Below are 22,932 nucleotides of genomic sequence, written 5' to 3'. Positions count from 1 at the left end.
GTGCCGTGGCAACCCGACACCTGTATGTGGCGCGGCACGGCGCCGCGGACGCGTTCGGTGTGCTCAAGGACGCCGGGCGTCGACAGGCGGCCCTGTTGGGCGAGCGACTCGCCGGCCTGCCGATCGACAACATCTGGCACTCGCTGCTGCCCCGGGCCGCGGCCAGCGCCCACGAACTGGCCCGGCACCTGCCCGGTGTGCCGGTCGCCGAGGCCCCCGAACTCATCGACCACGTGCCGTACGTGCCCAGCGCGGCCGAGATGCCCCGGTCCTGGGCCGGGTTCTTCGACGGCTACGACGAGGCCGAGGCGACGTCCGGCAGCCGCCTGGCCGAGGCGTTGGTGGCCCGGTTCGCGCAGGTGCCCGAGGCGGCCCGGCCCGACACGTACGAGGTGCTGATCACGCACGCGTACCCGATCGCGTGGCTGGTCCGCGACGCGCTGCAAGCCCCGCCGGTCCGCTGGCTCAGCCTGGACAGCGCCAACACGGGGCTCACGATGATCGAGTACCGCACCGGCCTGGCGCCCACCCTGGTGATGTTCAACGACATCAGCCACCTACCGGCCGACCTGCGCTGGACCGGAGTCCGGGCGGACGCGCGGCCGTGAGACCAGGGCACCCTCGGCCGGTGTGAGCGACACGCGCACGGTCGTGATCCGCCTGCGGCAACCTCTGCCCCGGGTCCACCCTGCATTCTCGTGCCGCTCAGGCGCCGTCCAACCCCCCGCCGGATCTCCACCGGCAGACCCTTGCCGTGGAGTGCACCCTGGGTGCACTATAATGCACTCATGGATCAGAGTACCGCCGCCCTCGCCGTGGCGATCGGCGTCCGGGTCCGGCAGGAGCGACAGTCGCGGCGCTGGACGCTCGACCAACTGGCGGAGGCCGCCGGCGTGAGCCGCCGGATGGTGGTCAACGTGGAGCAGGGCGCGGCGAACCCGAGTGTGGGGACCCTGCTGAGGATCAGCGACGCGCTCGGCGTCGGACTGCCGGCGTTGGTCGAGCCGCCCCGACCCAGGCCGGTGAAGGTCACCCGCTGCGGTGAGGGCGCCGCCCTGTGGACCGGTCAGTCCGGTGGACGCGGGGTGTTGGTCGCCGGCACCGCACCACCGGATGTGGTCGAACTGTGGGACTGGACCCTGGGGCCTGGCGACCAGCACGTGAGTGAGGCCCACCCGCCGGGCACCAAGGAACTCCTGCAGGTCCAACAGGGCACGATCACGGTCGAGGTCGCAGACCGGTCGGTCACCCTCGATGCCGGCGATGCGGTCGCGTTTCCCGGCGACGTGGCGCACTCCTACGCCAATCCGGGCACCCAGCCGACGAGGTTCACCCTGGCGGTCTTCGAGCCGGGCGTGGGGTCGGGTGCGCGGTCGGCGGTCGTCGATGCCTGATCTCGGCACGCTCAGGAGGGCGCTGGTGGCCGTCGCGGACGACCTGGTCGCCCACCTGATCCGGCTCGGACCCGACGTCCGGGTCGTCCACCGCCTGCTCACGGCGAAGCGATGAAGGAGACCGACATGCGGACGTGCGTCAACCGCCCGCCGGAAGACGGGCTGCGGAGCCGCCCGGACAAGCGCGACTACCACACCATGGACGACGAGTCGTGGGCCGTGCACGGCGGCAACCGCGTGGACGACACCACCGGTGCGATCCGCACCCCGATCGTGATGGCGAACTCCTACCGGCTACCGCCCGACCCGACCAGCCTGGACGACTCCGATCCCGACGCCCTCGTCTACACCCGTGAATCCGGCGCCAATCAGCTCGGCCTGCAAACGAAGCTGGCCATGATCGAGCACGGCGAGGCAGCCGCGGTCTTCGCCACCGGCATGGCCGCCCTGCACGCGGCCTTTCTCACCCTGCTCAACCCTGGTGACCATGCCGTCGTCTCCGACGTGGCCTACGCGCGGGTCTGGGGACTCTTCCACTCCCTGCTACCGAAGAAGCTGGGTATCGAGGTCGACTTCGTCGACATCACCGATCTTGACGCCGTGCGTGCGGCCGTGCGCACCAACACCCGACTCATCCACACCGAGGCCATCGCCAACCCTGACCTGCGGGTCGCCGAGATCGCTGCACTGGCACAGCTCGCCCACGCCGGCGGGGCGCTACTGACGGTCGACTCGACCTTCACACCGCCACCGATGTTGCGGCCCCTCGACCTCGGCGCGGACCTCGTCATTCACTCGTTGACGAAGTACATCAACGGTCACGGCGACGCGATGGGCGGCGCCGTCATCGGTGCCCGCAGCCTGATCGATCAGATCAAGGCCGGCCCGATGCACCACGTCGGCGGCGCCATCGCACCGCTCAACGCCTGGCTCATCATGCGTGGCTCCGTCACCCTGCCCCTGCGGCTGCGACGGCACTGCGACAACGCCCTCGCCATCGCTACCTTCCTCGCCCAGGACCCCCGGATCGCCCACGTCGCCTACCCCGGGCTGCCTGGCGACCCCCAGCATGCCCGCGCAGCCGCCCAGTTCCACGGCGGCTACGGCGGCGTTGTCTCCTTCGCGGTCGCCGGCGAGCACCAGGACAGGGTGCGATTCGTCAACGACCTGCGTCTCATCACCTCGGCGGTCTCTCTCGGACACGACGAAACACTCCTTGCCTACGAGCAGTATCCCGAGGCCAGAGCGGCTGCCTTCGCAGCGCCGTTCCGCGACCACGGGCTCATCCGACTCGCGGCCGGTCTCGAGTCACCAGACGACCTCGTCGCCGACCTGGACGCCGCCCTCACCACCGTCTACGGCCCCGCCTGCTGACAGACACTGCGCCGCGCCCACCGGTACGGCCACCGGCTCGTCGCCGTGGGAGGTGTGGCGCGGATGTCGGGTGCCGCTGATCCGGCCTCGGAGCCGACCGGCGAGGGTGTCAAGCGGTAAGCTGACCTTAAAGCGACCACTGTCTATGTCTGAACGGGCAACCTCCACTGCTCACCGGTCCAGCCGCTCCGCTCCGCACCACACCCGGCACGCGGCCACCGTCAAGCCGCCCGCGTCGGGCGGACGCCCTCAACCTCGGGGAGACACCGGATGACCATGGCGCAGACCCGCGCGGCGACGGCCGGCGCGGGTGGCTGGACCGACGATGTGTTCACCAACCCGGTGATCGCCGGTCTGCACCCGGACCCGAGCGTCTGCCGGGTGGGTGACGAGTACTACCTGGCGTGTTCCAGCTTCGAGTACTACCCGGCAGTGCCCGTCTTCCGCAGCCGCGACCTGGTGCACTGGGAGCAGATCGGCAACGTGCTGGACCGGCCGGGTCAACTGGACCTGCCGTCGACGACGCCGCCGTCCGGGGGCGTGTACGCGCCGACGTTGCGGCACCACGACGGGCGCTTCTGGTTGATCGTCACCAATGTCGTAGCCGGGGGCGGCACCCTGATCTGCACCGCCACCGACCCTGCCGGCCCCTGGTCGGATCCGGTTCGGGTGCCGGGGCTCGCCGGCATCGACCCTGACCTCGCCTGGGACGAGGAGGGCGTCTGCTGGTGTACCTACGCCGGAATCGAACAGGTGCGTATCGACCCACGGACCGGGCGGACCCTCGGTCGGCCCCGCCGGTTGTGGTCCGGCGCGCCGGGGGCCCAGGCGCCGGAGGCGCCGCATCTCTACCGGGTCGGCGGTTACTGGTATCTCCTGATCGCCGAGGGCGGCACCGAACGTGGGCACGCCGTCTCGGTCGCCCGGGCGACCGCCCCCGACGGGCCGTACGAGCCGTGCCCGGCCAATCCCATCCTGACGCACCGGGGTACGAACCGTCCGATTCAGAACACCGGTCACGGCGACCTGATCGAGGCGGCCGACGGGTCGTGGTGGATGGTGTTGCTCGGCGTACGGCCGGGCGGTGGCACCCCTGGTTGGCATGTGCTCGGACGGGAGACGTTCCTGACGCCGGTGACCTGGATCGACGGGTGGCCGGTGGTCGGCGCGGTCGCGCCGGCCATGACAGCGCCGCCGTGGACCGCTCATCCGGTGCCGGCGCCGCCCCCGCGGGACGACTTCGACGAGGACCGTCTGCATCCGCGGTGGGTCTCGGTGCGGTCCCGGCCGGCCGGAAGCTGGTCGTTGACGGAGCGGCCGGGCTGGCTCACGCTGCACGCGCGGGGCGCGTCGCTGGACGACCGCGACGTCGTCTTCGTCGGCCGCCGCCAGCAGCACCTGTCGTGTCGGGTCCGGACGATGGTCGACCCGGCCGCCGGGCGCGGCGGGCTCGCGGTACGCCTCGACGAGCGGCACCACTACGAGATCGAGGCGGGCGACGGCGAGGTCCGGGTCGTGGCGCGGATCGGATCGGTGCGGTCGACGGTGGCCACCCGGCCGGTCCCGGCCGGCCCGGTCCGGCTCCGGGTGGAGGTGCTCGCCGCGCCACCCGGTGACTGGCATCCCGGCCAGGAGCCCGACCTGCTCCAGTTCGGAATCGAGCAGGCGGACGCCCCGTTCACCGTGCTAGCCGCACTCGACGGCCGTTACCTGTCGACCGAGGTCGCCGGTGGCTTCACCGGCCGCGTCATCGGCATGTACGCCGCAGCCGGCAGCGTCCGTTTCGACTGGTTCGACTACGAGCCCCGGGAGCCCGAGAACGGCCGGACCCTCATCGAGGTGGACTGACCGAATCTTCCACGGTCTCCGGGGCACCCTACCGCGATGGTCGGTTGCGACCTCCGACCGACGCGCGGCACGAGTAGCCGCCGCCGGCCGGAAGTGTCGTCAACACCGTCGTCTCCGTCCGCGATCGCCACCCCGCTGATCTCCGACGCCACGTCCGGTCCGGCGTACCGCAGGAATGCGCGTTGGGCTGGTCCCGCCGCGCGCGGCGGGACCAGCCCAACGGTCGATCAGTTGGTCAGCGTGGCCAGCAGGGCGGTGGCCATGCCCTGCTCGCCCCGGGCGTTCGGGTGGAACGGGGCGGCCGAGTTCTGCGGCACCAGGCCCTCGACCCACCGGGTGCCGCTGCTCTTGCAGGCGTCGCGCCCGATCGACGGGGTGTAGACGTCGGAGTAGGTGGCGCCGTTCGCGGCGGCGGTGCTGGCCAGCATCGCGTTGAGCGACTTTGCGACGCCCCGCAGGTACGGCACGTCCTGGTAGGCGATCGGGACCACGGGCCAGCAGCCGTTCCCGCTGTCCGGCAGGATCGCCGGGTACCCGATCACCACGATTCGCGCGGCCGGGGCGGCCTGGCGGACGGCCCGCAGCACGGCGGTCACCTTCGGCACGGTGGCGCTGACGCGGGCCTGCAACTGGTCGGTGCCACCGGCGGTGTACTTGTTCTTGCACGGTGACCCTAGCGGGCTGTTCAGGCTCGCCTGTGCGCAGTCGCTGATGATGCCGGAGAAGCCGATGTCGTTGCCGCCGATCTGCACCGTCACCAGCGCCGTGGCGGACGTGATCGCGTTGAGCTGTGGCGGCACCGGGATGCCCAGTTGGCCGCTGCCGCTGTTGAGGATGTCGTCGGTGGTGGCCCCGGAGCAGCTCACGTCGGCGAACGACGACGAGCCGGCGGACGCCGCGACCAGGGACGGGTAGTTGCGGTTGGAGCGCAGACAGTTCAGGTCGACCTGGGTGGGGATCAGCGGCCCGGCGGTGTACGAGTCGCCCAGCGCCACGTAGCGCCCGGCGGGTACGGCGGCGCTGGCGGGTGCGGCGACGGTGAGCAGCACCCCGGTGGTTGCCGCGGCGAGCGCGGCCAGTCGAGTGGCTGCCCGCAGGCGCGGCAGGCGGGGACGGGTCATGGCGCCTCCCAGAGGGGATCACGGTGGTGGTCCCGAGATTCTGTCGGCGCTGATGTCGGACGTCAATATAGACAGCCCTCATTAAAGAGGGCTGCGGGTTGTGGACCCGGCCCCTGCCGGGCGCGGTGGGCCGGCTCGGCGGTCAGGGTTTGCGGGCGACCGCGCCGTACGCGTCGATGCCCTTGGCGTCCGGGTCGTCCGGACGCCACAGCGGGATCGGCACGAGGCCGGGCTCCACCATGGTGAGGCCGTCGAAGCAGCGGGCGAGATCCGCCGGGCTGCGGAGGAGGTAGGGGACGCCGCCGCTCTCCGCCAGCCGCTCGGCGCCGGAGACCACCGCCGGGCTGGTGTCGGTGCCGTCCCACAGCACCAGGTAGCTGCCGGACGCGGTCGCCTTCATCGTCCGCTCGACGATCGAGCGCAGCACACCCAGGTCGGGCTCGTAGCCCAGCACCCCCATGAACATCACCGCGACGGGCTGGTCGAAGTCCAGCGTGTCCGCCGCCTCGGCGAGGATCCTCTCCGGGTCGTGGTAGTCGGCGGGCACGTAGGTGGTGACGCCCTCGACGGTCGTGCTGGCCAGCAGCGCCCGGGCGTGCACGAGCACCATCGGGTCGTTGTCCACGTACACGATCCGCGATTCCGGCGCGACGCCCTGGGCGACCGCGTGGGTGTTCTGCATGGTGGGCAGGCCGGTCCCGATGTCCAGGAACTGCCGGATGCCCGCCTCGGCGGCCAGGAAGCGCACCGCCCGCACCAGGAACCGGCGGGACTGCTGGGCCATGACGACGATCTCCGGGTATACCTCGGCCACGGCGTCGCCGGCCGCCCGGTCGGCCTGGAAATTGTCCTTGCCGCCCATCCAGTAGTTCCAGATCCGCGCCGCGTGCGGCACGTCGGGCTGGATCGTCGCGGCGAGTTCGGCATCCGGGCCAGCCATACCGGCTCCTATCGCAGGGGGTCGTCGTGGTCTGGGCCACCTGGGCGGGTACGGCCGGTATCCTACCCGAGCGAACGTCCACCGTGGACGGTGCGCGGGCGGGCGCGGCCGGAGGCTCGTCGCCACCAACTGACCTTCGGCGGCCCGCAGCTCGACCAACGCCGAACGGACGCAGCATCCTGTGGCAGCCGCAACCGTCGGCCGCTACGACAGGTTCTCGTACACCCACTCCCGGGACCTCGTGAACGCCGTGACGGAATCACCGACGTAATTCCAGGGCCACACGCTGACCTGGTCACCGAGGAGTTCGAAGACCCGCGCCGCCGCGTCGAACTCGTGGGCCAGCTCCAGCGCCAGCGCGAACGCCGACCCCCGGGGAACCCAGCCGAAGGCCGGCCGGAAGTCCGGATGGAAGATCGACTTCTCGGCCGCGGCCAACAGCTCCGCACACACCTCGGCGGACTGCATGTACGCGTCGCTCTCCTCGACCGGCAACTCCAGCCACTTCTCGATGTGCGCGACGGCCAGCAGCTCCGGCAACAGACTGCCGTCCGGTGCGGCGGCCGTGGCCTCCCGGGCGAAGGCGAACATCAGCTCCTCGTTGCCGAACCACTTGGGGCACAGGTACTGCAGCCGCTGTTCGTGTGCGACGAGGTGCGTCGGGTGCCGCTTCACGACCTCGTCGAAGCGGGCGCCGGCCTCGGCGTGGTCGACCTGACGGCCCCGCGAGGAGGTGACCAGCCAGGCTCGGGCAGTCACGTCGTCCGGGTCCCGGGCGACGACCTCGTCCAGCAGGTTCTCGGCGACCCGGAGCCGGCGGGCGAACTCCCGGAACTGGTCCTGGCTGGTGGACTCGGCACGCTTCCCGCCTCGGGCCTGCCAGGCCCACTGCACCGCGTGGCAGCCACGGACCAGCACCGGAAGCGTCGAATGCGGTTCGGCGTCGACCCACTCGCCGATCCAGTCCTGTACGCCGTCGACGGTAGCCGCGGCGTCCATCAGAAATGCCCGGGCGTCCGGATCGGTCGAGGCGGCCAGGATGTCCCGGACCGTACGCCAGTCCTGGCTGGCCAGCGCGTCGATGACGGCCCGCGCCTGCGGGTCCCCGTAGGCCGGATCGACGGCGAGACCGGTCGACTGCCGGCGCTTCCTGAACGGCCACATGTGGATCTCCTTCCCGTGCCAGGGCGGAGATCATATCGGCACGCGCCGAAGCCGACGGATGCCCGAGGTCCAGGAGGGTCCAGGACCAGGTCGGCGGCGGTCCCAGGTATTCGCGTTGCGTCGCGGGACCCGAGCGACCTAGCGTTGCCCTCCTCATGGGCAAAGCGGACGTGTCGGTAGATCGGAGATGCGGGCGGGATGACCACTCACCTTCTGGCGCTCACTTTCGACGCGCACGACCCGCTCCGTCTCGCGCGCTTCTGGGCCGGCGTCCTGGGCTGGGAGATGACCGACGATCCGGATGACGGGATCGTCCTCCTGCCGAGCGACGACACCGGGTTCCGGCTCCGGTTTCTCTCCACCCAGGGGCAGAAGACCGGCCAGAACCAGATGCACTTCGACCTGACGAGCACGTCCCTGGAAGGCCAGCGGCAGACGGTGGCGACGGCGCTCCGGCTCGGCGCCCGGCACATCGACATCGGCCAAGGCCCGGAGGAGAGCCATGTGGTGCTCGCCGACCCCGAAGGCAATGAGTTCTGCGTCATCGAGCCGGGCAACAACTTCCTTGCCGACTGCGGTTTCATCGGAGCGCTCGCCTGCGACGGTTCGCAGGAGGTCGGCTACTTCTGGAGCGCGGCGCTGGGCTGGCCGCTGGTCTGGGACCAGGACCAGGAGACCGCGATCCGCTCGCCGCACGGCGGTCCGAAGGTCACCTGGGGTGGTCCGCCACTGCTGCCGAAAACCGGGAGGAACCGGCTGCGTTTCGACCTCGCTCCACCCGTCGACGGTGATCAGCAGGCGGAGGTCGACCGTCTCGTCTCGCTCGGGGCGACCCGCATCGACACCGCCCAGGACGAGGTCGGCGGCGTGCTGCTGGCCGATCCCGACGGCAACGAGTTCCGCGTCCTGACCCCCCGATAGGCGCGACCAGGCCCGGGTGGGCGGCGACCCCGCAGGTCGCGATCATCGGCTGGCCGACGCCAACCTGTCGCATCGGCGTCGGGGAGGCGAATCTCGGTGTCGGGCAGGCTGTCGCCCCCGGGCATCGGACAACACCCCGCACCCGGAGGCGCGTGGACGCGCGTCAACCCGTCGTCCAGGGCCGGAGCTTCTCCGGGTTGCGGACTGCCCAGATGCGGGTGATCCCGGTTCGCCAGTGGTCGCGACCCGCGTGAGATTGACTCAGCGTCAGGATTCACCCGGGGGTATCCGTGACAACCGGTAGCCGTCGGCGGTCACCGCACTCGCGAATGATCCGGCGCGCGAGCCCGATGGGCTCCGGGGGATACGCTCCGCCGATGGAGGAACCGGGTCGTCTGTTCCGCTTGGCTGCTGACCACGCGGCTGGCTATCGGAGGTCGTTGCCGGGCCGGCCGGTCGGAGTGCCGATCGACCAGGCGGCGTTGGCCGAAGCGTTCTGCGGCGTGTTGCCTGCCGCGCCCTGCCCGCCGGAGCGGGTGCTGGCGGACCTGCTCACCGCCGCCGAGCCCGGTCTGGTCGCGAGCGCCGGCCCGCGGTACTTCGGCTTCGTGGTCGGCGGCGCTCTGCCGGCGGCGACCGCGGCCGACATTCTCGCCGCCGGGTGGGACCAGCTCGCGACCAATGCCGTCACGTCGCCGGCCGCCATCGCCGCCGAGGCCGCCGCCGGTGGCTGGTTGAAGGACCTGCTGGGGATCCCGGCGTCGGCATCGGTCGGATTCGTCACCGGCGCCCAGGCGGCCAACACCGCCGGGCTCGCCTCGGCTCGACACCAGGTGCTGGCCGACGCGGGGTGGGACGTCGAGCGGCGTGGACTGCTCGGTGCGCCGCCGATCCGGGTGATCGCCGGAGCCGAGCGGCACGGCACCATCGACCGGTCGCTGCGTCTGCTCGGCCTCGGCACGGAGGTGGTGGAGGCGGTGCCGGCCGGGCCGAACGGCGCCGTCGACCTCGGTGCGCTGCGGGCGGTGCTGCGGGCCGGCTCGCCGGGCCCCACCATCGTGTGTCTGCAGTCCGGGAATGTGAACACCGGCGCCTGCGACCAGCTCCGGGAGGCGTGCGAACTGGTCCGCCGGCACGGTGGCTGGGTGCATGTGGACGGGGCGTTCGGGCTGTGGGCGGCGGTCAGCCCGGCCACCCGGCACCTGGTGGACGGGCTGGAACTGGCCGACTCGTGGGCCTGCGACGGTCACAAGTGGCTGAACCTTCCGTACGACTCGGCCTTCGCGTTCTGCGCCCGGCCCGACGTACACGCGGCGGCGATGTCCTACACCGCCGCGTACCTGGTCGGTTCCGGCGCGGTGCCGGCGGGCGCGGACCTCACCGCCGAGTCCTCGCGCCGGGCCCGTGGGTTCGCGGTCTGGGCCGGACTGCGGGAACTGGGCCGGGACGGGGTCACGGCACTGGTCGACCGCTGTTGCGCGCTGGCCCGCCGGTTCGCCGAGGGCCTGACCACGGCCGGGTTCGAGGTGGCGAACGAGGTGGTGCTCAACCAGGTGCTGGTGGGCTTCGGCGACGACGCGCGTACCGACCGGGTGGTGGCGGCGGTGCAGGCGGACGGCACCTGCTGGGCCGGCGGTACGACCTGGCGGGGTCGGCGATTCATGCGGATCTCGGTGTCGAACGCCACCACCACCGAGACGGACGTGGACCGGTCGGTCGCCGCGATCACCCGACTCGCCACGCACCTTCGATGATCTGCCGCCGACCGGCGCGATGCAGGCCAGCGGGGCTCAGCTCGACCGGGCGGGCGTGACGAACAGCGGGGTCGCCGACCCCGGGTGGACCCGTGGCCGGTGCGGTCAGCCGCCTCCGAACGCGTGGACGGCGGCGGACCAGGCGGCGCTCAGATCCGCGTCGGGCGGGAACCTGCCGGCCAGCTCAAGGTCGACCAGGCCGTGGGCAAGCCCCCAGAGTGCCCGCGCGGCGGCCTGGTCGCCGCCGACGGCGGCGAGCAGGGGGGCCGCGGCGGCGGCTTCGACTCCGGAGGCGAGGCAATCCCGCTGCAACGGCCGTCGGGTGGACAGTTCGTACAGGCGGGGATGTGCCAACGACCAGGCGCGGTACGCCGCGGCCAGGTCGCCTAGCGTGGGACCGGCGGCGGCGAGTGCCGCGCCGATGCCCCGCAGCGCCCGCTCCTGGAGGGCGGCCTCGACCTCGGGCTTGCCGGCGACGTGCTTGTAGAGCGATGGGGCACGCATCGACAACTCGGCACCCAGCCGGCGCATGGTGAGCGCCTCGAACCCCTCGGCCTCGAGGATGCGTTCCGCCGCGTCGATGACCTCGTCCCGGCGGCTCATCGCGTCGCTGCTACCCGAGGTGCCCGGCCCCGGGTGAGGACGAAGGCGATGATCAGCAGGACCGACAGCGCGCCGTCCCAGGCGATCACCGTGTCGGTGCCGGCGATGGACGCCTCGCTGCGGTACACCACCGCGGTGACGGTCAGCGCGATCTTGTTGAGGATCACCGCCGCCCATACGCCGAGGGAGGTGTCAGGGCGGTGGGCCAGCACCGCGAACAAGGCGGCGAAGGCGGCGTAGCCGTACCCCCGCCAGGTCTCGACCAGCTTCGTCGGCCCGTCTGCTTCCAATACCACCGAGATGGACGAGATCGCGGCTGCGGCCGCGGCTGCGGCGCAGGCCCACAGGATGGCTCGACCGAACGCGGCGGGGGTAAGAACCTTCATGATTTCTCCCGGACGAAGCTGGGCTAACAACGTTAGCCACGACGGTAGGCTAACGTTGTTAGCTAGGCAAGTTCGGGTGGTGAACCTGGTCGAGGGTGTCGCCCCGGGTGGGATCGACCAGGTGCGTGGAGCCACGAGCCGCGGCGTCCGTGCGGCGTAGGGTGTCGGCGGCCCGGGTTAGCATCCGCCGGTGACGCTCACCCCTGATGATCTGATCGGTTACGTCGAACGCGATCTCGACGCCGACCTCGCGCGGTGGTTCCCCGGCGGCCCTCCCGTCACCGTTCCCGTGGAGACCCGGTCGGTGGCGCCGATGCTCGACCGCCTTCCGCCAGCGACCGCCGCAGCGCTGGCGGCGTTGGATCGCCGTGTGCGGTCGGGCCGGATGCCGCAGTTCCTGGACATGTACCACTGGTCCTACGGTTTCGACTTCGCCGGGAACGACTGCCGGATCCTGGAGGCCGACTACGAAACAGAACTTACCGACGACGATGTCTACTCGATCGGCGCCGACGGCGGCGGCAACCTCTACGTGGTGCTGACCGACGGGCAGGTCGGCTTCTGGTTCCACGAGGAGGAGGTCGTCGAGGGCGACAGCCGCTTCGACAACCTCGACGTCTTCGTCTGGTCGGTCGTGCGGTACGCGGCGGTGCGAGCGGGAGTGCTCGAACGGGCCGCGGTCGAGGCCGACTTCCTGTCACTGGGCCAGGACGGCGCGCTGCGGCCGGAGCTCGGGCTGCTCAGCATGATGAAGTAGGCCGCCGCCTCGACCCGTCCACCGCGCCGACCCGTTCGGCTGGTCGGCGCGCCGCTACCTCACCGCGACGGGGTGAACGGTCAGGGCTGGACGAGGACCTTGAGGGCCTCGCGGCGGTCCATCGCCCGGTACCCGTCGGGCACCTCGTCGAGGCCGACGGTGCGGTCGAACACCTTGCCGGGCTCGACGGTGCCGTCGAGGACGCCGGGCAGCAGCTCGTCGATGTAGGCGCGCACCGGGGCGGGCCCACCGGTGAGCGTGAGGTTGCCGCCGAACAGGCCCCAGCCGATCGGCGCCTCGTCGTACTGCGGAACCCCGACCCGGCTGATCACCCCGCCCGGGCGGACCACCCCGAGCGCCTGCTCGTACGCCTCCCGGTAGCCGACGGCCTCAAGCACCGCGTGGGTGCCGTCGCCGCCGGTCAGTTCCCGCACCCGGGCGATGCCCTCCTCGCCGCGCTCGGCGACGACATCGGTGGCGCCGAACTCGATGCCGAGGTCGGTGCGGGCCTTGTGCCGGCCCATCAGGATGATCCGTTCCGCGCCGAGCTGCCGGGCCGACAGCACCGCCAGCAGCCCCACCGCACCGTCGCCGATCACGGTGACGGTGGTCCGCGGGTTGACGGTGGCGCGCCTGGCGGCGTGGTAGCCGGTGCCGTACACGTCGGCGAGGGTCAGCAGCGACGGCAGCAGCGGCGAATCCTCCTCCACCGGCAGCGTGACGAGGGTGCCGGCGGCCTGCGGGACGCGGACGAACTCGGCCTGCGCGGTGTTGAAGAACCCGCCGTGGCGGCAGGAGGTCTGCACCCCCTCGCGGCAGAAGTCGCAGGTGTTGTCCTGGAAGGCGAAGGACGCCACCACCAGGTCGCCCCGCTTCAGCCCGGCCGCCCCGGAGCCGAGTTCCTCGACGACGCCGAGGAACTCGTGACCCATCGGCGTGCCCTGCCCCGATGCGGGCATGGTGTGGTACGGGTGCAGGTCGCTGCCGCAGACGCAGGTGCGTACCACCCGGACGACCGCGTCGGTGGGCTCCTCGATCACCGGGTCGGGCACCTCCTCCACCCGTACGTCGCCGGCCCCGTACATCACAGTCGCTCGCATGAGGTTCCTTCCGAAGGTGTCTCTCGACGCCGGCACCCGCCGTGGCCACGGCCGGCGTCTCCACCAGCTCAGCTTCTGGCATCCGGCGCGGCTCCGCACTGCCGACAGCCATCAAAACAGGCACTCCTGGGGCCAGGGAGGCCCTGTCGGTGCGGGTACTGACAGAAACTCCCTGGCGCTGCCCGCCCGCCGGCCCGACACCGGTCCACCCGGCCGGCCCGGCCGGGCCGGTGCGGCAAGCCGACCGTGGTCGACGCCGGTGAGGCGGTGACTGCCGTGCCAGGTAATGCCAGAACCTCCCTCGGCCGGCGGCGGCCGACGTAGCGTCGGGGACGTGGACAGCCGAACCGAGATCCGCGACTTCCTCGCCACCCGCCGCGCCAAGCTCACCCCCGGGCAGGCGGGCCTGCCTGCCTACGGTGGCCGTCGGCGGGTGCCGGGGCTGCGCCGCGAGGCGAGCTGGACCGCCGTCCCCGCGGAACGGGTCCCGCCCCGGGCCGCCGAGCAGTCCCCGCTGCCGGGCGAGGGCTGAGTTGACAATGCGACAGGCAGGAGCGTGAGCATGGAGATGGTGGACAAGCAGCCGACGGTGAAGGCGCCGGCCGAGACCTTCACCGGCGACGCCTGGTACGACGTGATCGCCAAGGGCGAGGAGCCGTCGCGGATGCGGGTCAACGTGGTCCGCTTCGCCCCCGGCGCCCGCAACGCCTGGCACCGCCACGCCGTGGGGCAGACGGTTCACGTGACCGAAGGGCGCGGGCTGATCCAGGCCCGTGGCGGGGCGGTCGTCGAGATCGGTCCGGGCGACACGGTGTGGACCCCGCCGGGCGAGTGGCACTGGCACGGGGCCACCCCCGACTACTTCATGACCCACCTCGCCATGTGGGAAGCCCCGGCCGACGGCGGGCCGGAGACGGAGTGGGGCGACCTGGTCACCGACGAGGAGTACGGGCGACGCTGACCGTCGGCCCGCGGACCCTCGCTGGCGTGCCCGTCCGGCGTGGTACCCATGGCGACCGGTGTGCCGTGGTCGGGCTAACGAGGGGACGGACCGGGGATTCCGCCCGAATGTCTCCCGCCTGTGGGTGTCATGCCCGACAGCGGTATGCCGCTCCGGCATGAACATGACACCGCGGCATATCCGCTTCGTCGGTGGTCGCCACCCGCGCGGGAGAGCGCGGATAAAGATGATCTTGCCGCTGCGCGGAGCCTCGTGGTGGCCGGACGCAGGGGTGTCAGCGCGACGTCAGCGCACTCTCAGCCTGCCTGGGCACGGTTGCTGCGGGTGGGACCTCGGACCGGGTCGGCCGGAGGCGTGGTGGTCGGACCGGAAGGGGGTTGCCGATGGAAGATCCACGTCATACGGTCCCCTGCGCGCCTGCCAGCTCGGCAGGTCTTCGTGGGGAAGGAAGAGAACCATGGCCGCGACGTACCGGGCACTCGCCTCGGTGGTCATGCTGATCGGCTTCTACGTCGTCGCGCTGCTCCAGCTCGCCGCCGTCGCCGCGCTCGGCGTCTGGCTGTTCAGCCACACCAACGCGGTGGTCACCGGGAAGCTGCTGATCCCGTTGGTCATCGCGCTGGGGGCGGTGGCCGTCGGGCTGTGGAAGGCGATCCGGACGAGGAACGAACCGGCGCCCGGCCTGATCCTCGGCGAGCGCGAGGCGCCGGGCCTCTGGGCCATCGTACGGGAGTTGGCCGGCGCGGTCGGCACCCGCGCCCCGGACGAGATCCGGCTGGTGCCCGAGGTGAACGCCGCGGTCGGCGAGCAGAGCCGGCTGCTCGGCCTGGTCGGCGGCCGGCGCACCCTCTACGTCGGCCTGCCGCTGCTCCAGGCGTTGCGGATCGACCAGCTCCGCTCGGTGCTGGCGCACGAGCTGGGCCACTACTCCGGCAGCCACACCCGGCTCGGCGGGGTGGCGTACCGGGGCCGGCTGGCGATCGAGGAGACCATCGAGCGGATCAGCCCGCGCAATCCGATCGGCCTGGTCTTCAAGGGCTACGCGAAGCTCTACCTGATGGTCGACAACGCCGCGTCCCGACGTCAGGAACTGGAGGCCGACCGGTCCTCGGTGCTGCTCGCCGGGCACCAGGCGGCGACGTCCGCGCTGCGCACGCTCCCGGTGCTGGACGCCGCCTGGGGCTTCTACATGCGCCGGTACGTGGAGCCGGGCTGGTCGGCCGACCTGGCGCCGGACGACCTCTTCGGCGGATTCGGCCAGCTCCTGCAGGCCCGTCGGGACGAGCTCGCCGAGCTGCGGGAGAACGCCCCCGAGCGGGCGGCGTCGCGTTGGGACACCCACCCGCCGATCGGCGTCCGGGTCGCCGCGATGGCGGACGTGCCGGCCGGCACGGTGGTACCCGACGACCGGCCCGCCGGGCTCCTGCTCGCCGACCTCGCCGCCACCGGGCGGCAGTTGCAGGCCCTGGTGGTCGACCCCGGCCGCCGCCAGGTGCTGCCCTGGCCGCAGTTCACCGCCGCCGCCGTGGCCGCGTCGGTGCAGCAGCAGGCGGACGGCGTGTACCGGGCGGCGGGACGCTTCACCGGCACCCCGCAGCCGGGCCTGTCGACCGTACTGGAGCTGGTCCGGGCCGGCCGGCTGGGCGAGTTCGCGGAGCAGTTCTTCGGCAACGCCACCCGCAAGGAGGCGGCGGTCCACTTCGCCGGGCCGATGGAGACGCTGTTGGACAACGCGGCGGTCCGTTCCGGCCGGGCCTCCTGGCGGCTGTCTTGGACCGGTCCGGCGGAGTTGGTCGACCCGGCCGGCGAGCCGTGCGACCTGGCCGAGGTCGCCGCGCTGGCCGTCTCCCCGCAGACTCTGGACGAGGCGCTGGCCCGCCTCGCCGCGCTGGGGATCGACCTGGCCGGCGCGACGGTGGTGCAGCAGCGGGTCACCGCCCGGCACGCCGACGTGATCGGCGCGTTGGCCAACATCAAGATCGACGGCCGGGAACACGACGTGCTGGTGCTGGACAACGGGCTGATCCTGATGGCCGACGCGGGCAAGTCCAGCGAGGGCACCAAGCGACTGACGGCGCTGCTCGGCGCGACGCCGGTCGCGGAGCTGGCCGCCCGGCACACGTTCCTGCCGTACGAGGAGATCACCTCGGTGGAGGTGACGAAGCAGGTGCCGGTGAAGGCCCAACTGACCCTGCACGACGGCCGGACGGTGGCGATGCAGGAGTTGTACGCCAGCGAACTGCTGGAGAAGCGCAGCCGGGACACCCTGCTCAAGGTCTTCCAGCGGATCAACGACTGAACCGCCTGGGCGGTCTGCTCGTCGGGCCGGCCGCCCAGGCCACCGATCGGGCTGGGCGAGCTTCAGTTCGTCCGCCCCGGAGCCGTGACGCCCTTCCATTCCTCGGCTGCGCCATTATCCACGGGCGGGACGACAACTCTCGAAAGAGTTCCGACTTTTCAGCGGCGTCGCCCTTTTCGGTGGCGTCGTCGGCGGCCGTTATGTAGCGCTCGCGTCCGGCGGACCACGTGAAACAGCGGCGGCTCGACGCCATTCGTGCCGGTCTTGTCGAAGCGGGTGAAAATTCTCGTTCCGAGGCCGTATCTGTGGGCCCTCGGGGAGTTTTCCCTGGACCGCCGGACCGTCATAAGCGGCGCGCCGCCGTTTCGCGGGGAGGTTGTCCGGCCGGCGGACGATGAATGGAAACTGGAGCTTGCGCTCCTTTCCACTTTCAGAATATAGCGCACCTGGGGGCTTGCGGCAAGACCCGGGTCCTGCCGCAGAATCATCCGCCGAGGGCCAGGACCTGCAGAAATGGAATTCACCACATGCGTTTGTTGTTGTCGACGGACGGGTCGCGCGGGGACGTCGAACCGTTGGTCGGGCTGGCGGTGCGGTTGCGGGCACTCGGCGCGGAGGTGCGGGTGTGCGCCCCGCCGGACGAGGAGTTCGCGGAGCGGCTGGCCGCTGCCGGCGTGCCGCTGGTGCCCGTCGGCCGGTCGGCGCGGGCGTCGACAACTGCGGCAGCGCCGCCGTCGCTGGCGGACCTGCCCCGGCGCGCGGCCGAGTTGATCGCCAGCCAGTTCGACGCGGTCACCGTGGCGGCCGAGGGATGTGACGTGCTGGTGGCGACCGGCACGATGCCGGCTGCGGCCGGCGCGCGGTCGGTGGCCGAGAAGCTGGGCATCCGCTCCGTGTACGTGACCTTCCAGCCGCGTACCCTGCCGTCGCCGCACCATCCGCCGCTGGCGTACGTGGGCCGGCCGTTCCCGCCGGAGGCGACCGACAACCGGGCGCGGTGGGACCTGGACGCGCGGAGCATCGACGCGCTGTTCGGCGAGGCGCTCAACACCAACCGGGCGTCCATCGGCCTGCCCCCGGTGGGCCACGTCCGCGACTACGTCATCGGCGACCGGCCCTGGCTGGCCACGGACCCGATCCTGGACCCGTGGCGGGCGACGCCGGGCTTGGACGTCGTACAGACCGGCGCGTGGATCCTGCCGGACGAACGCCCGCTCCCGGCCCGGTTGGCGGCGTTCCTGGACGCCGGCACACCACCGGTGTACGTGGGCTTCGGCAGCATGCCCCTGCCCGCGTCGACGGACGCCGCCCGGGTGGCCATCGAAGCGGTCCGCGCGCAGGGCCGCCGCGTACTCGTCGGACGCGGCTGGGCCGACCTGGTCCTGATCGACGACCGGGACGACTGCCTCGTCGTCGGCGAGGTCAACCAGCAGGCACTGTTCCGCCGGGTGGCCGCCGTGGTGCACCACGGCGGCGCGGGCACCACGACGACGGCCACCCGGGCCGGCGTGCCCCAGGTGGTGGTACCCCAGGCGGCGGACCAGCCGTACTGGGCCGGCCGGGTGGCCGAGCTGGGCATCGGCGCGGCGCACGACGGTCCGATCCCGACCGTCGAGTCCCTGTCGGCCGCGCTCGGCAAGGCCCTGACTCCCGAGACCCGGGCGCGGGCGACCGTTGTGGCCGGCACGATCCGCGCCGACGGGGCGACGGTGGCCGCGCGGCTCCTGCTCGGCGCGGTCGACCGAGAACCGCCGCCACTGTCCGGGAAACCCCTGACCACCAGCGTGTTCGACCTTCCCGACGAACTCCGCCCCAAGGCGGACCCGACGCTGATCGCCCGCGACGAGCAGCACTTCGCGGCCATCGCGGAGCGCCTCGACGTGGTGTCCGCCGAACTGTCCGAGCGCCTCGACGCCGAGCGCCGGGCGCCCGGCGGCGCCGGCCGGCGGGCGTTGGACCGGGACCAGGAGATCCGCCGGCTGGCCACCCGGCTGCGGGACCTGCGTCGGTTCGGCGTGGACCTGTGCCTGGGACGCATGGTCGGCGCGGACGACCCCGAGCCCGGGTACGTCGGGCGACGTGGCCTCACCGACAGTGCCGGGCGTCGGCTGCTGGTCGACTGGCGGTCCCCGGTGGCCGAGCCGTTCTTCGGCGCGACCCACGCCAACCCGATGGGTCTGGCAAGCCGCCGCCGGTACCGCTGGACCCTCGGCCGGATCAGCGACTACTGGGACGAGGTGTTCACCCCGGACGGGCTTGAGGGGCACGCCGCGCTCGACGACCAGTCCGCGTTCATCGCCAGCCTGGGCGCCAGCCGGTCGCCCCGGATGCGCGACGTGCTGGGCACCATCCAGACCGACCAGGACGCCATCATCCGGGCCGGATCCCGGGGCGCGCTGGTCGTCGACGGCGGCCCGGGTACCGGGAAGACCGTCGTCGCGCTGCACCGCACGGCCTACCTGCGCTACGCCGACCCTCGCCTCGGTCACCGCCGGGGCGGCGTGCTGTTCGTCGGTCCGCACCAGCCCTACCTGGCCTACGTCGCCGACGTCCTGCCCAGCCTCGGCGAGGAGGACGTGCAGACCTGCACCCTGCGGGACCTCGTCGCCGAGGGAGCCGCTGCGGCGGTCGAGGCCGACCCGGAGGTGGCCCGCCTGAAGTCGTCCGCGGAGATGGTGAAGGCGATCGAGGCGGCCGTGCGGTTCTACGAGGAGCCGCCCACCACCCCGATGACGGTGACGATCGGCGAGTCCGACATCCGGCTGAGTGCCGACGACTGGGCCGAGGCGTTCGCCGCACCGGGACCCGGCACGCCGCACAACGAGGCGCGCGACGAGGTCTGGGCGGAGTTGCTCACGATCCTGATCGACAAGTACGACGGCGACGAGCCGGCCGACCTGCTGCGCAGGTCGCTGCTGCGGAACCGGGAGCTGCTCACGGCCGTCAACCGGTGCTGGCCGCTGCTCGACCCGACCGACCTCGTCGGCGACCTGTGGTCGGTCCCCGCCTACCTGCGCAGGTGCGCGCCCTGGCTCGGCCCCGACGCCGTGCGGAAGCTACAGCGCGCGGCCGCCCGGGACTGGACGGTGTCGGACCTGCCGCTGCTGGACGCGGCCCGGCAACGGCTCGGCGACCCGGAGGCGTCCCGGCGTAGGCGTCGCCACGAGGCCGCCCTCGCCGCCGAACGCGTGCACCTGGACAGGGTCGTCGAAGACCTGATCGAGGCCGACGACGACCCCGAAGGCGTGATGCCGATGCTGCGCGGGCAGGACCTGCGGGACGCCCTCGTCAACGAGACCGTGCCGCCCGGCGCCGACCCCGACCGGCTCGCCGGCCCGTTCGCGCACATCGTCGTGGACGAGGCTCAGGAGCTGACCGACGCCGAGTGGCAGATGCTGCTGCTCCGCTGCCCGTCCCGCAGCTTCACCATCGTCGGGGACCGCGCCCAGGCCCGGCACGGGTTCACGGAGTCGTGGCAGGAACGGCTCGGGCGGATCGGGCTCGACCGGATCTCCCTGGCCACCCTGACCGTCAACTACCGGACGCCGGAAGAGGTCATGGCGGAAGCCGAGCCGGTCATCCGGGCGGTGCTCCCGGATGCCAACGTGCCGACCTCCATCCGTCATGGCGGCGTCCCCGTCGTACACGGATCCGCTGCTGACCTGGGCTCGATTCTGGACGCCTGGCTCGCCGCGCACGCCGACGGGACCGCCTGCGTCATCGGCGATCCTGCCTTCCGGGCGACGTCCCGCGTCCGGTCGCTGACCCCGGAGCTGTCGAAGGGGCTCGAATTCGACCTGGTCGTCCTCGTCGACCCCGAGGCGTTCGGCGAGGGTGTCGGCGGCGCGGTCGACCGCTACGTCGCGATGACCCGGGCGACCCGGCAACTCGTCATCCTCACGAGCCCCTGACCACGCGACCGGCCACCTCGACGACCGGGGGCGGTCGTCTCGCCGGTCCGGCGACGCCGCCGCCGCCGGGTGGCCCTGGCCGACGCCAGGGCCACCCTTCTGCGCTGCGGACGGCGGTCGGGTCAGAACGTGCCGGCCGTGTTGCACTTGGCCTTCTGGATGATGCAGTCCTTGACCCGGTGGCCGAGTGCCGCGTTGTCCCAGGCGAGGAACGAGTCGCCGTGGATCGACGAGGCCATGCCCGAGGCCAGGGTGAAGCCGTCCAGGCTGCCGCTGGTGCGGTAGGAGAAGACGAACGAGATGTTCGGGATGGCGACCGGGAAGGCGCCGCTGCACTTCCCGTCGTAGGAGTAGGAGACGTGCGACTTGTGGTCGGGGCTGTCCAGGTGGACGCCGTCCCAGCAGTCCTGGAACACGAGCTGGTAGGTGAGGTTGGCGGTCGGCGCGCAGCGCGGCCAGTTGCCGTCCGCGCTGCGACCGATCTCGCCACCGGCGCCGGCGCAGTAGAACTGGTTGACCGAGCCCGCCGGGGTGGCCACCTGCCGCTTGGCGTCACCGGCGATCATCCGGAACCCCTGCGGGAACGGGACGGTCTTGGTCGGGTCGGTCAGCCGCGAACCGTAGTAGACGACGAAGTTGCCGCTCGGTTCGAGGGCGACGCCGTTCTCGTAGAGGGTGGGCACCCAGTAGGCGGACAGGTCCTGGGTGGGCCCGCAGGTGGTCGAGGTGTTGGCGAACAGGCTGTCGGTGGTGGTGTTCGCGTCGGTGCTGCGGTTGCCGAAGAAGCTGTGCATGTGCGACGCGCCGGGTAGGCCCGGGAAGACGATCGGGTCGTCCTTCTTCGAGTGGCTGTAGGTGCACGTGGCGTTGAACTCGGAGACCCGTACGGCGTTGGCGGGCGCCGGGTTGATGGTCATGGCGTTGAACGCGGCGAGTTGGGCGTTCCACTTCGCCTGGTCCATGGTGATCCAGCCGGCGCCGGCGGGGCCGCTGGGGCTGGGCGAGGTCGGGACGCCGCCGGTGCCGAAGACCTGGAACTCCCACAGTGACGTGCCGTACTGGGTGGCGCGCTTGGTGGTGTTCAGCCGCACGTACCGGCCGGAGCCGCCGACGGTGAGCGTCTGGACGCCACCGGTGCCGTTGGTGGTGGTGTTGATCGTCGTCCAGGTGGCGCCGTCGGCGGACGTCTGGATGGTGAAGTTGGTCGCGTACGCGGCCTCCCAGTTGATGACCACGCGGGTGATGGTGGCCGTCGCGCCCAGGTCGACCTGGAGCCACTGCGGGTCGCTGAACGCGCTCGACCAACGGGTGCCCAGGTCGCCGTCGACCGCCGCGGCGGCGGACGTGCCACCGTTCTCGGCCGATGACGCTGTTGCCGGACGTCCCTGTGACAGCGGGACCTCGGCGGCGTCGGCGCTGCTGAGGGCCTGGCTGGTGAGGAACGTGCCGATCAGTGCGGTGAGAGCGACGCCGACCACCACGGTGCGTAGTCGCAATCGGTGGTGGAGGCGGGGGACCGACCGCTGCATGGCTCCTCCTTCGTGTCGTTGAGGTTACGACCTGGTAAGAGAGCGCTCTCTTGCGCTCACTTTGGGCCGCATTTCGAAGGATGTCAATGAAATGTGTCCGGTCCTCGCAAGGCGTGCACGCCCAGCTCTGGTGACGAGCCGTCCCGGCCCTCCGCGCCGGGCATCGACCGCTTCCTCCTGCTCCGGTGGCTGTGGCGACAGCAGCGGCGGGTAGTGGGACGCCAGCCGGCGATCACCTCGGTGACGAGGCGCGCGTCGAGCCGCCTCGTCGTCGACGATCATGCGCCGGTCGGCGTCGACAGTCCGCCTGGTCGGCCGTCGCAGGGGTCCGTCCCCGCCACCTACGCTCGTCCCCGCGCCCGGTGGACCGGGAGGTCGGGGCCGACCTCCCGTCGTACCCGGGCGCGGGGACTTTCGGCGGCAGGAGGACGTACATGGTGGTCACGGGCGGTCCGCAGGGCAGTGCCACGCTTCCGGTGGGCGACCGCCGGGGTGGGGTGGCGGCCACGGTCGGCGCCGTCGTGGCGGTCGTGGTCCTGGTCGTGCTCGCCCTGGCCGTGGCACTGGTCGGGATGTTCCTACCGATGGCCGCCGACGGCTGCGGCACCGAGGGCACCGAGGGGCTGATGATCTGCGGGCCGTTCGGTCAGCTGGTGGTGCTGGGCGCTCCGACCGGGGGCGCCGTACTCGGGGTGCTGCTCGCCCTCGCCGGCTTCCTGCCCTTCCCGCTGCGGTACCGGCGTGCCCTCTTCATCGGCGTCGGCTACCTGTTCGTGCTCGGCGGGCTGGGGCTGGGTTTCCTGGTCGCCTTCAGCGGCTGGTGACGGTCCGCCGGGCCACGAAACACGGTCCGCCGGGCCACGGGTACGG

Annotated in this window: 19 protein-coding genes and 1 pseudogene; 13 read left to right on the top strand and 7 right to left on the bottom strand. The window is 72.0% G+C overall.

Annotated elements, in window-relative coordinates:
* The first annotated feature begins 5 nt into the window (after positions 1-5).
* From ACIQG9_RS02325 to ACIQG9_RS02310, 4 genes are all read left to right on the top strand, one after another.
* Complete coding sequence (locus tag ACIQG9_RS02325; RefSeq protein ID WP_400397631.1) at positions 6-608, top strand: histidine phosphatase family protein; 603 nt, start codon at positions 6-8, stop codon at positions 606-608.
* A 180-nt stretch (positions 609-788) separates the two neighbouring features.
* The gene (locus ACIQG9_RS02320; RefSeq protein WP_400397628.1) at positions 789-1,394 is read left to right on the top strand and encodes a helix-turn-helix domain-containing protein; all 606 of its coding nucleotides are present in this window, start codon (positions 789-791) and stop codon (positions 1,392-1,394) included.
* A 111-nt stretch (positions 1,395-1,505) separates the two neighbouring features.
* On the top strand, positions 1,506-2,768 hold the full coding sequence (locus ACIQG9_RS02315) for a trans-sulfuration enzyme family protein (protein WP_400397625.1): 1,263 nt from the start codon (positions 1,506-1,508) through the stop codon (positions 2,766-2,768).
* 270 nt (positions 2,769-3,038) lie between these two features.
* Positions 3,039-4,616, top strand: coding sequence for a glycoside hydrolase family 43 protein (locus ACIQG9_RS02310; protein WP_400397623.1), 1,578 nt, complete (start codon positions 3,039-3,041; stop codon positions 4,614-4,616).
* A gap of 227 nt (positions 4,617-4,843) precedes the next feature.
* On the opposite strand, the gene ACIQG9_RS02305 is transcribed toward ACIQG9_RS02310, so the two are convergent.
* The 3 genes from ACIQG9_RS02305 to ACIQG9_RS02295 form a co-directional block, all read right to left on the bottom strand.
* Positions 4,844-5,737: an SGNH/GDSL hydrolase family protein gene (locus ACIQG9_RS02305; RefSeq protein WP_400397620.1), complete on the bottom strand. Its 894-nt coding sequence runs from the start codon at positions 5,735-5,737 to the stop codon at positions 4,844-4,846.
* Between the two features lie 142 nt (positions 5,738-5,879).
* Positions 5,880-6,677, bottom strand: coding sequence for an SAM-dependent methyltransferase (locus tag ACIQG9_RS02300; protein ID WP_400397617.1), 798 nt, complete (start codon positions 6,675-6,677; stop codon positions 5,880-5,882).
* A gap of 204 nt (positions 6,678-6,881) precedes the next feature.
* Entirely contained in the window at positions 6,882-7,841 is a 960-nt protein-coding gene (locus ACIQG9_RS02295) for a DUF4034 domain-containing protein (RefSeq protein ID WP_400397615.1), read from the bottom strand.
* A 198-nt stretch (positions 7,842-8,039) separates the two neighbouring features.
* Here ACIQG9_RS02295 and ACIQG9_RS02290 point away from each other — a divergent pair, with 198 nt between their 5' ends.
* Together ACIQG9_RS02290 and ACIQG9_RS02285 are read left to right on the top strand one after the other, a co-directional pair.
* A complete protein-coding gene (locus ACIQG9_RS02290; RefSeq protein WP_400397603.1) occupies positions 8,040-8,762 on the top strand; it encodes a VOC family protein in 723 nt (240 codons plus the stop codon).
* Positions 8,763-9,139: 377 nt separating this feature from the next.
* The gene (locus tag ACIQG9_RS02285) at positions 9,140-10,516 is read left to right on the top strand and encodes a pyridoxal phosphate-dependent decarboxylase family protein (RefSeq protein ID WP_400397600.1); all 1,377 of its coding nucleotides are present in this window, start codon (positions 9,140-9,142) and stop codon (positions 10,514-10,516) included.
* Positions 10,517-10,621: 105 nt separating this feature from the next.
* On the opposite strand, the gene ACIQG9_RS02280 is transcribed toward ACIQG9_RS02285, so the two are convergent.
* Both ACIQG9_RS02280 and ACIQG9_RS02275 read right to left on the bottom strand, forming a co-directional pair.
* Positions 10,622-11,119 (bottom strand): TetR/AcrR family transcriptional regulator, encoded by a 498-nt coding sequence (locus ACIQG9_RS02280; RefSeq protein WP_400397597.1) that lies wholly within the window; start codon positions 11,117-11,119, stop codon positions 10,622-10,624.
* Positions 11,116-11,505 (bottom strand): hypothetical protein, encoded by a 390-nt coding sequence (locus tag ACIQG9_RS02275; protein WP_400397595.1) that lies wholly within the window; start codon positions 11,503-11,505, stop codon positions 11,116-11,118. The genes ACIQG9_RS02280 and ACIQG9_RS02275 overlap by 4 nt, the downstream gene beginning before the upstream one ends.
* 190 nt (positions 11,506-11,695) lie before the next feature.
* Between ACIQG9_RS02275 and ACIQG9_RS02270 the strand changes: the two genes are divergently transcribed.
* Positions 11,696-12,262 (top strand): hypothetical protein, encoded by a 567-nt coding sequence (locus ACIQG9_RS02270; protein ID WP_400397592.1) that lies wholly within the window; start codon positions 11,696-11,698, stop codon positions 12,260-12,262.
* 80 nt (positions 12,263-12,342) lie between these two features.
* Here the strand turns inward: ACIQG9_RS02270 and ACIQG9_RS02265 are convergent, their stop codons facing one another.
* On the bottom strand, positions 12,343-13,362 hold the full coding sequence (locus tag ACIQG9_RS02265; protein ID WP_400397588.1) for a zinc-binding dehydrogenase: 1,020 nt from the start codon (positions 13,360-13,362) through the stop codon (positions 12,343-12,345).
* 334 nt (positions 13,363-13,696) lie between these two features.
* Here ACIQG9_RS02265 and ACIQG9_RS02260 point away from each other — a divergent pair, with 334 nt between their 5' ends.
* The 5 genes and pseudogenes from ACIQG9_RS02260 to helR all read left to right on the top strand — a co-directional run bounded on the left by ACIQG9_RS02260 (position 13,697) and on the right by helR (position 20,533).
* Positions 13,697-13,894, top strand: coding sequence for a hypothetical protein (locus ACIQG9_RS02260; protein WP_400397585.1), 198 nt, complete (start codon positions 13,697-13,699; stop codon positions 13,892-13,894).
* A gap of 30 nt (positions 13,895-13,924) precedes the next feature.
* Positions 13,925-14,323 (top strand): cupin domain-containing protein, encoded by a 399-nt coding sequence (locus ACIQG9_RS02255; RefSeq protein ID WP_400397582.1) that lies wholly within the window; start codon positions 13,925-13,927, stop codon positions 14,321-14,323.
* Positions 14,324-14,780: 457 nt separating this feature from the next.
* Positions 14,781-16,622, top strand: a complete 1,842-nt coding sequence (locus ACIQG9_RS02250; protein ID WP_400397579.1) for a M48 family metallopeptidase — start codon at positions 14,781-14,783, stop codon at positions 16,620-16,622.
* 398 nt (positions 16,623-17,020) lie between these two features.
* Positions 17,021-18,268: pseudogene (locus ACIQG9_RS02245) on the top strand (glycosyltransferase); the annotation flags it as partial.
* A gap of 126 nt (positions 18,269-18,394) precedes the next feature.
* The gene (helR, locus tag ACIQG9_RS02240) at positions 18,395-20,533 is read left to right on the top strand and encodes an RNA polymerase recycling motor ATPase HelR (protein WP_400398761.1); all 2,139 of its coding nucleotides are present in this window, start codon (positions 18,395-18,397) and stop codon (positions 20,531-20,533) included.
* 122 nt (positions 20,534-20,655) lie between these two features.
* Here the strand turns inward: helR and ACIQG9_RS02235 are convergent, their stop codons facing one another.
* Positions 20,656-22,062, bottom strand: coding sequence for a DUF1996 domain-containing protein (locus tag ACIQG9_RS02235; RefSeq protein ID WP_400397576.1), 1,407 nt, complete (start codon positions 22,060-22,062; stop codon positions 20,656-20,658).
* Between the two features lie 434 nt (positions 22,063-22,496).
* Here ACIQG9_RS02235 and ACIQG9_RS02230 point away from each other — a divergent pair, with 434 nt between their 5' ends.
* Entirely contained in the window at positions 22,497-22,886 is a 390-nt protein-coding gene (locus ACIQG9_RS02230; protein WP_400397572.1) for a hypothetical protein, read from the top strand.
* The last annotated feature ends 46 nt before the right edge of the window (positions 22,887-22,932 follow it).

This window comes from Micromonospora sp. NPDC092111 (assembly GCF_044755745.1).
Taxonomy (GTDB): Bacteria; Actinomycetota; Actinomycetes; order Mycobacteriales; family Micromonosporaceae; genus Micromonospora.
The sequence above is the reverse complement of the archived record's forward strand: the minus strand, read 5'-3'. Positions and strand labels throughout refer to the sequence as shown.

Bases quoted from the DNA above. Each gene is read 5' to 3' on its own strand.
- ACIQG9_RS02320 (WP_400397628.1), top strand. From the start codon at position 789: ATGGATCAGAGTACCGCCGCCCTCGCCGTGGCGATCGGCGTCCGGGTC.
- ACIQG9_RS02315 (WP_400397625.1), top strand. From the start codon at position 1,506: ATGAAGGAGACCGACATGCGGACGTGCGTCAACCGCCCGCCGGAAGAC.
- ACIQG9_RS02310 (WP_400397623.1), top strand. From the start codon at position 3,039: ATGACCATGGCGCAGACCCGCGCGGCGACGGCCGGCGCGGGTGGCTGG.
- ACIQG9_RS02305 (WP_400397620.1), bottom strand. From the start codon at position 5,737: ATGACCCGTCCCCGCCTGCCGCGCCTGCGGGCAGCCACTCGACTGGCC.
- ACIQG9_RS02300 (WP_400397617.1), bottom strand. From the start codon at position 6,677: ATGGCTGGCCCGGATGCCGAACTCGCCGCGACGATCCAGCCCGACGTG.
- ACIQG9_RS02295 (WP_400397615.1), bottom strand. From the start codon at position 7,841: ATGTGGCCGTTCAGGAAGCGCCGGCAGTCGACCGGTCTCGCCGTCGAT.
- ACIQG9_RS02290 (WP_400397603.1), top strand. From the start codon at position 8,040: ATGACCACTCACCTTCTGGCGCTCACTTTCGACGCGCACGACCCGCTC.
- ACIQG9_RS02285 (WP_400397600.1), top strand. From the start codon at position 9,140: ATGGAGGAACCGGGTCGTCTGTTCCGCTTGGCTGCTGACCACGCGGCT.
- ACIQG9_RS02280 (WP_400397597.1), bottom strand. From the start codon at position 11,119: ATGAGCCGCCGGGACGAGGTCATCGACGCGGCGGAACGCATCCTCGAG.
- ACIQG9_RS02275 (WP_400397595.1), bottom strand. From the start codon at position 11,505: ATGAAGGTTCTTACCCCCGCCGCGTTCGGTCGAGCCATCCTGTGGGCC.
- ACIQG9_RS02265 (WP_400397588.1), bottom strand. From the start codon at position 13,362: ATGCGAGCGACTGTGATGTACGGGGCCGGCGACGTACGGGTGGAGGAG.
- ACIQG9_RS02255 (WP_400397582.1), top strand. From the start codon at position 13,925: ATGGAGATGGTGGACAAGCAGCCGACGGTGAAGGCGCCGGCCGAGACC.
- ACIQG9_RS02250 (WP_400397579.1), top strand. From the start codon at position 14,781: ATGGCCGCGACGTACCGGGCACTCGCCTCGGTGGTCATGCTGATCGGC.
- ACIQG9_RS02235 (WP_400397576.1), bottom strand. From the start codon at position 22,062: ATGCAGCGGTCGGTCCCCCGCCTCCACCACCGATTGCGACTACGCACC.
- ACIQG9_RS02230 (WP_400397572.1), top strand. From the start codon at position 22,497: ATGGTGGTCACGGGCGGTCCGCAGGGCAGTGCCACGCTTCCGGTGGGC.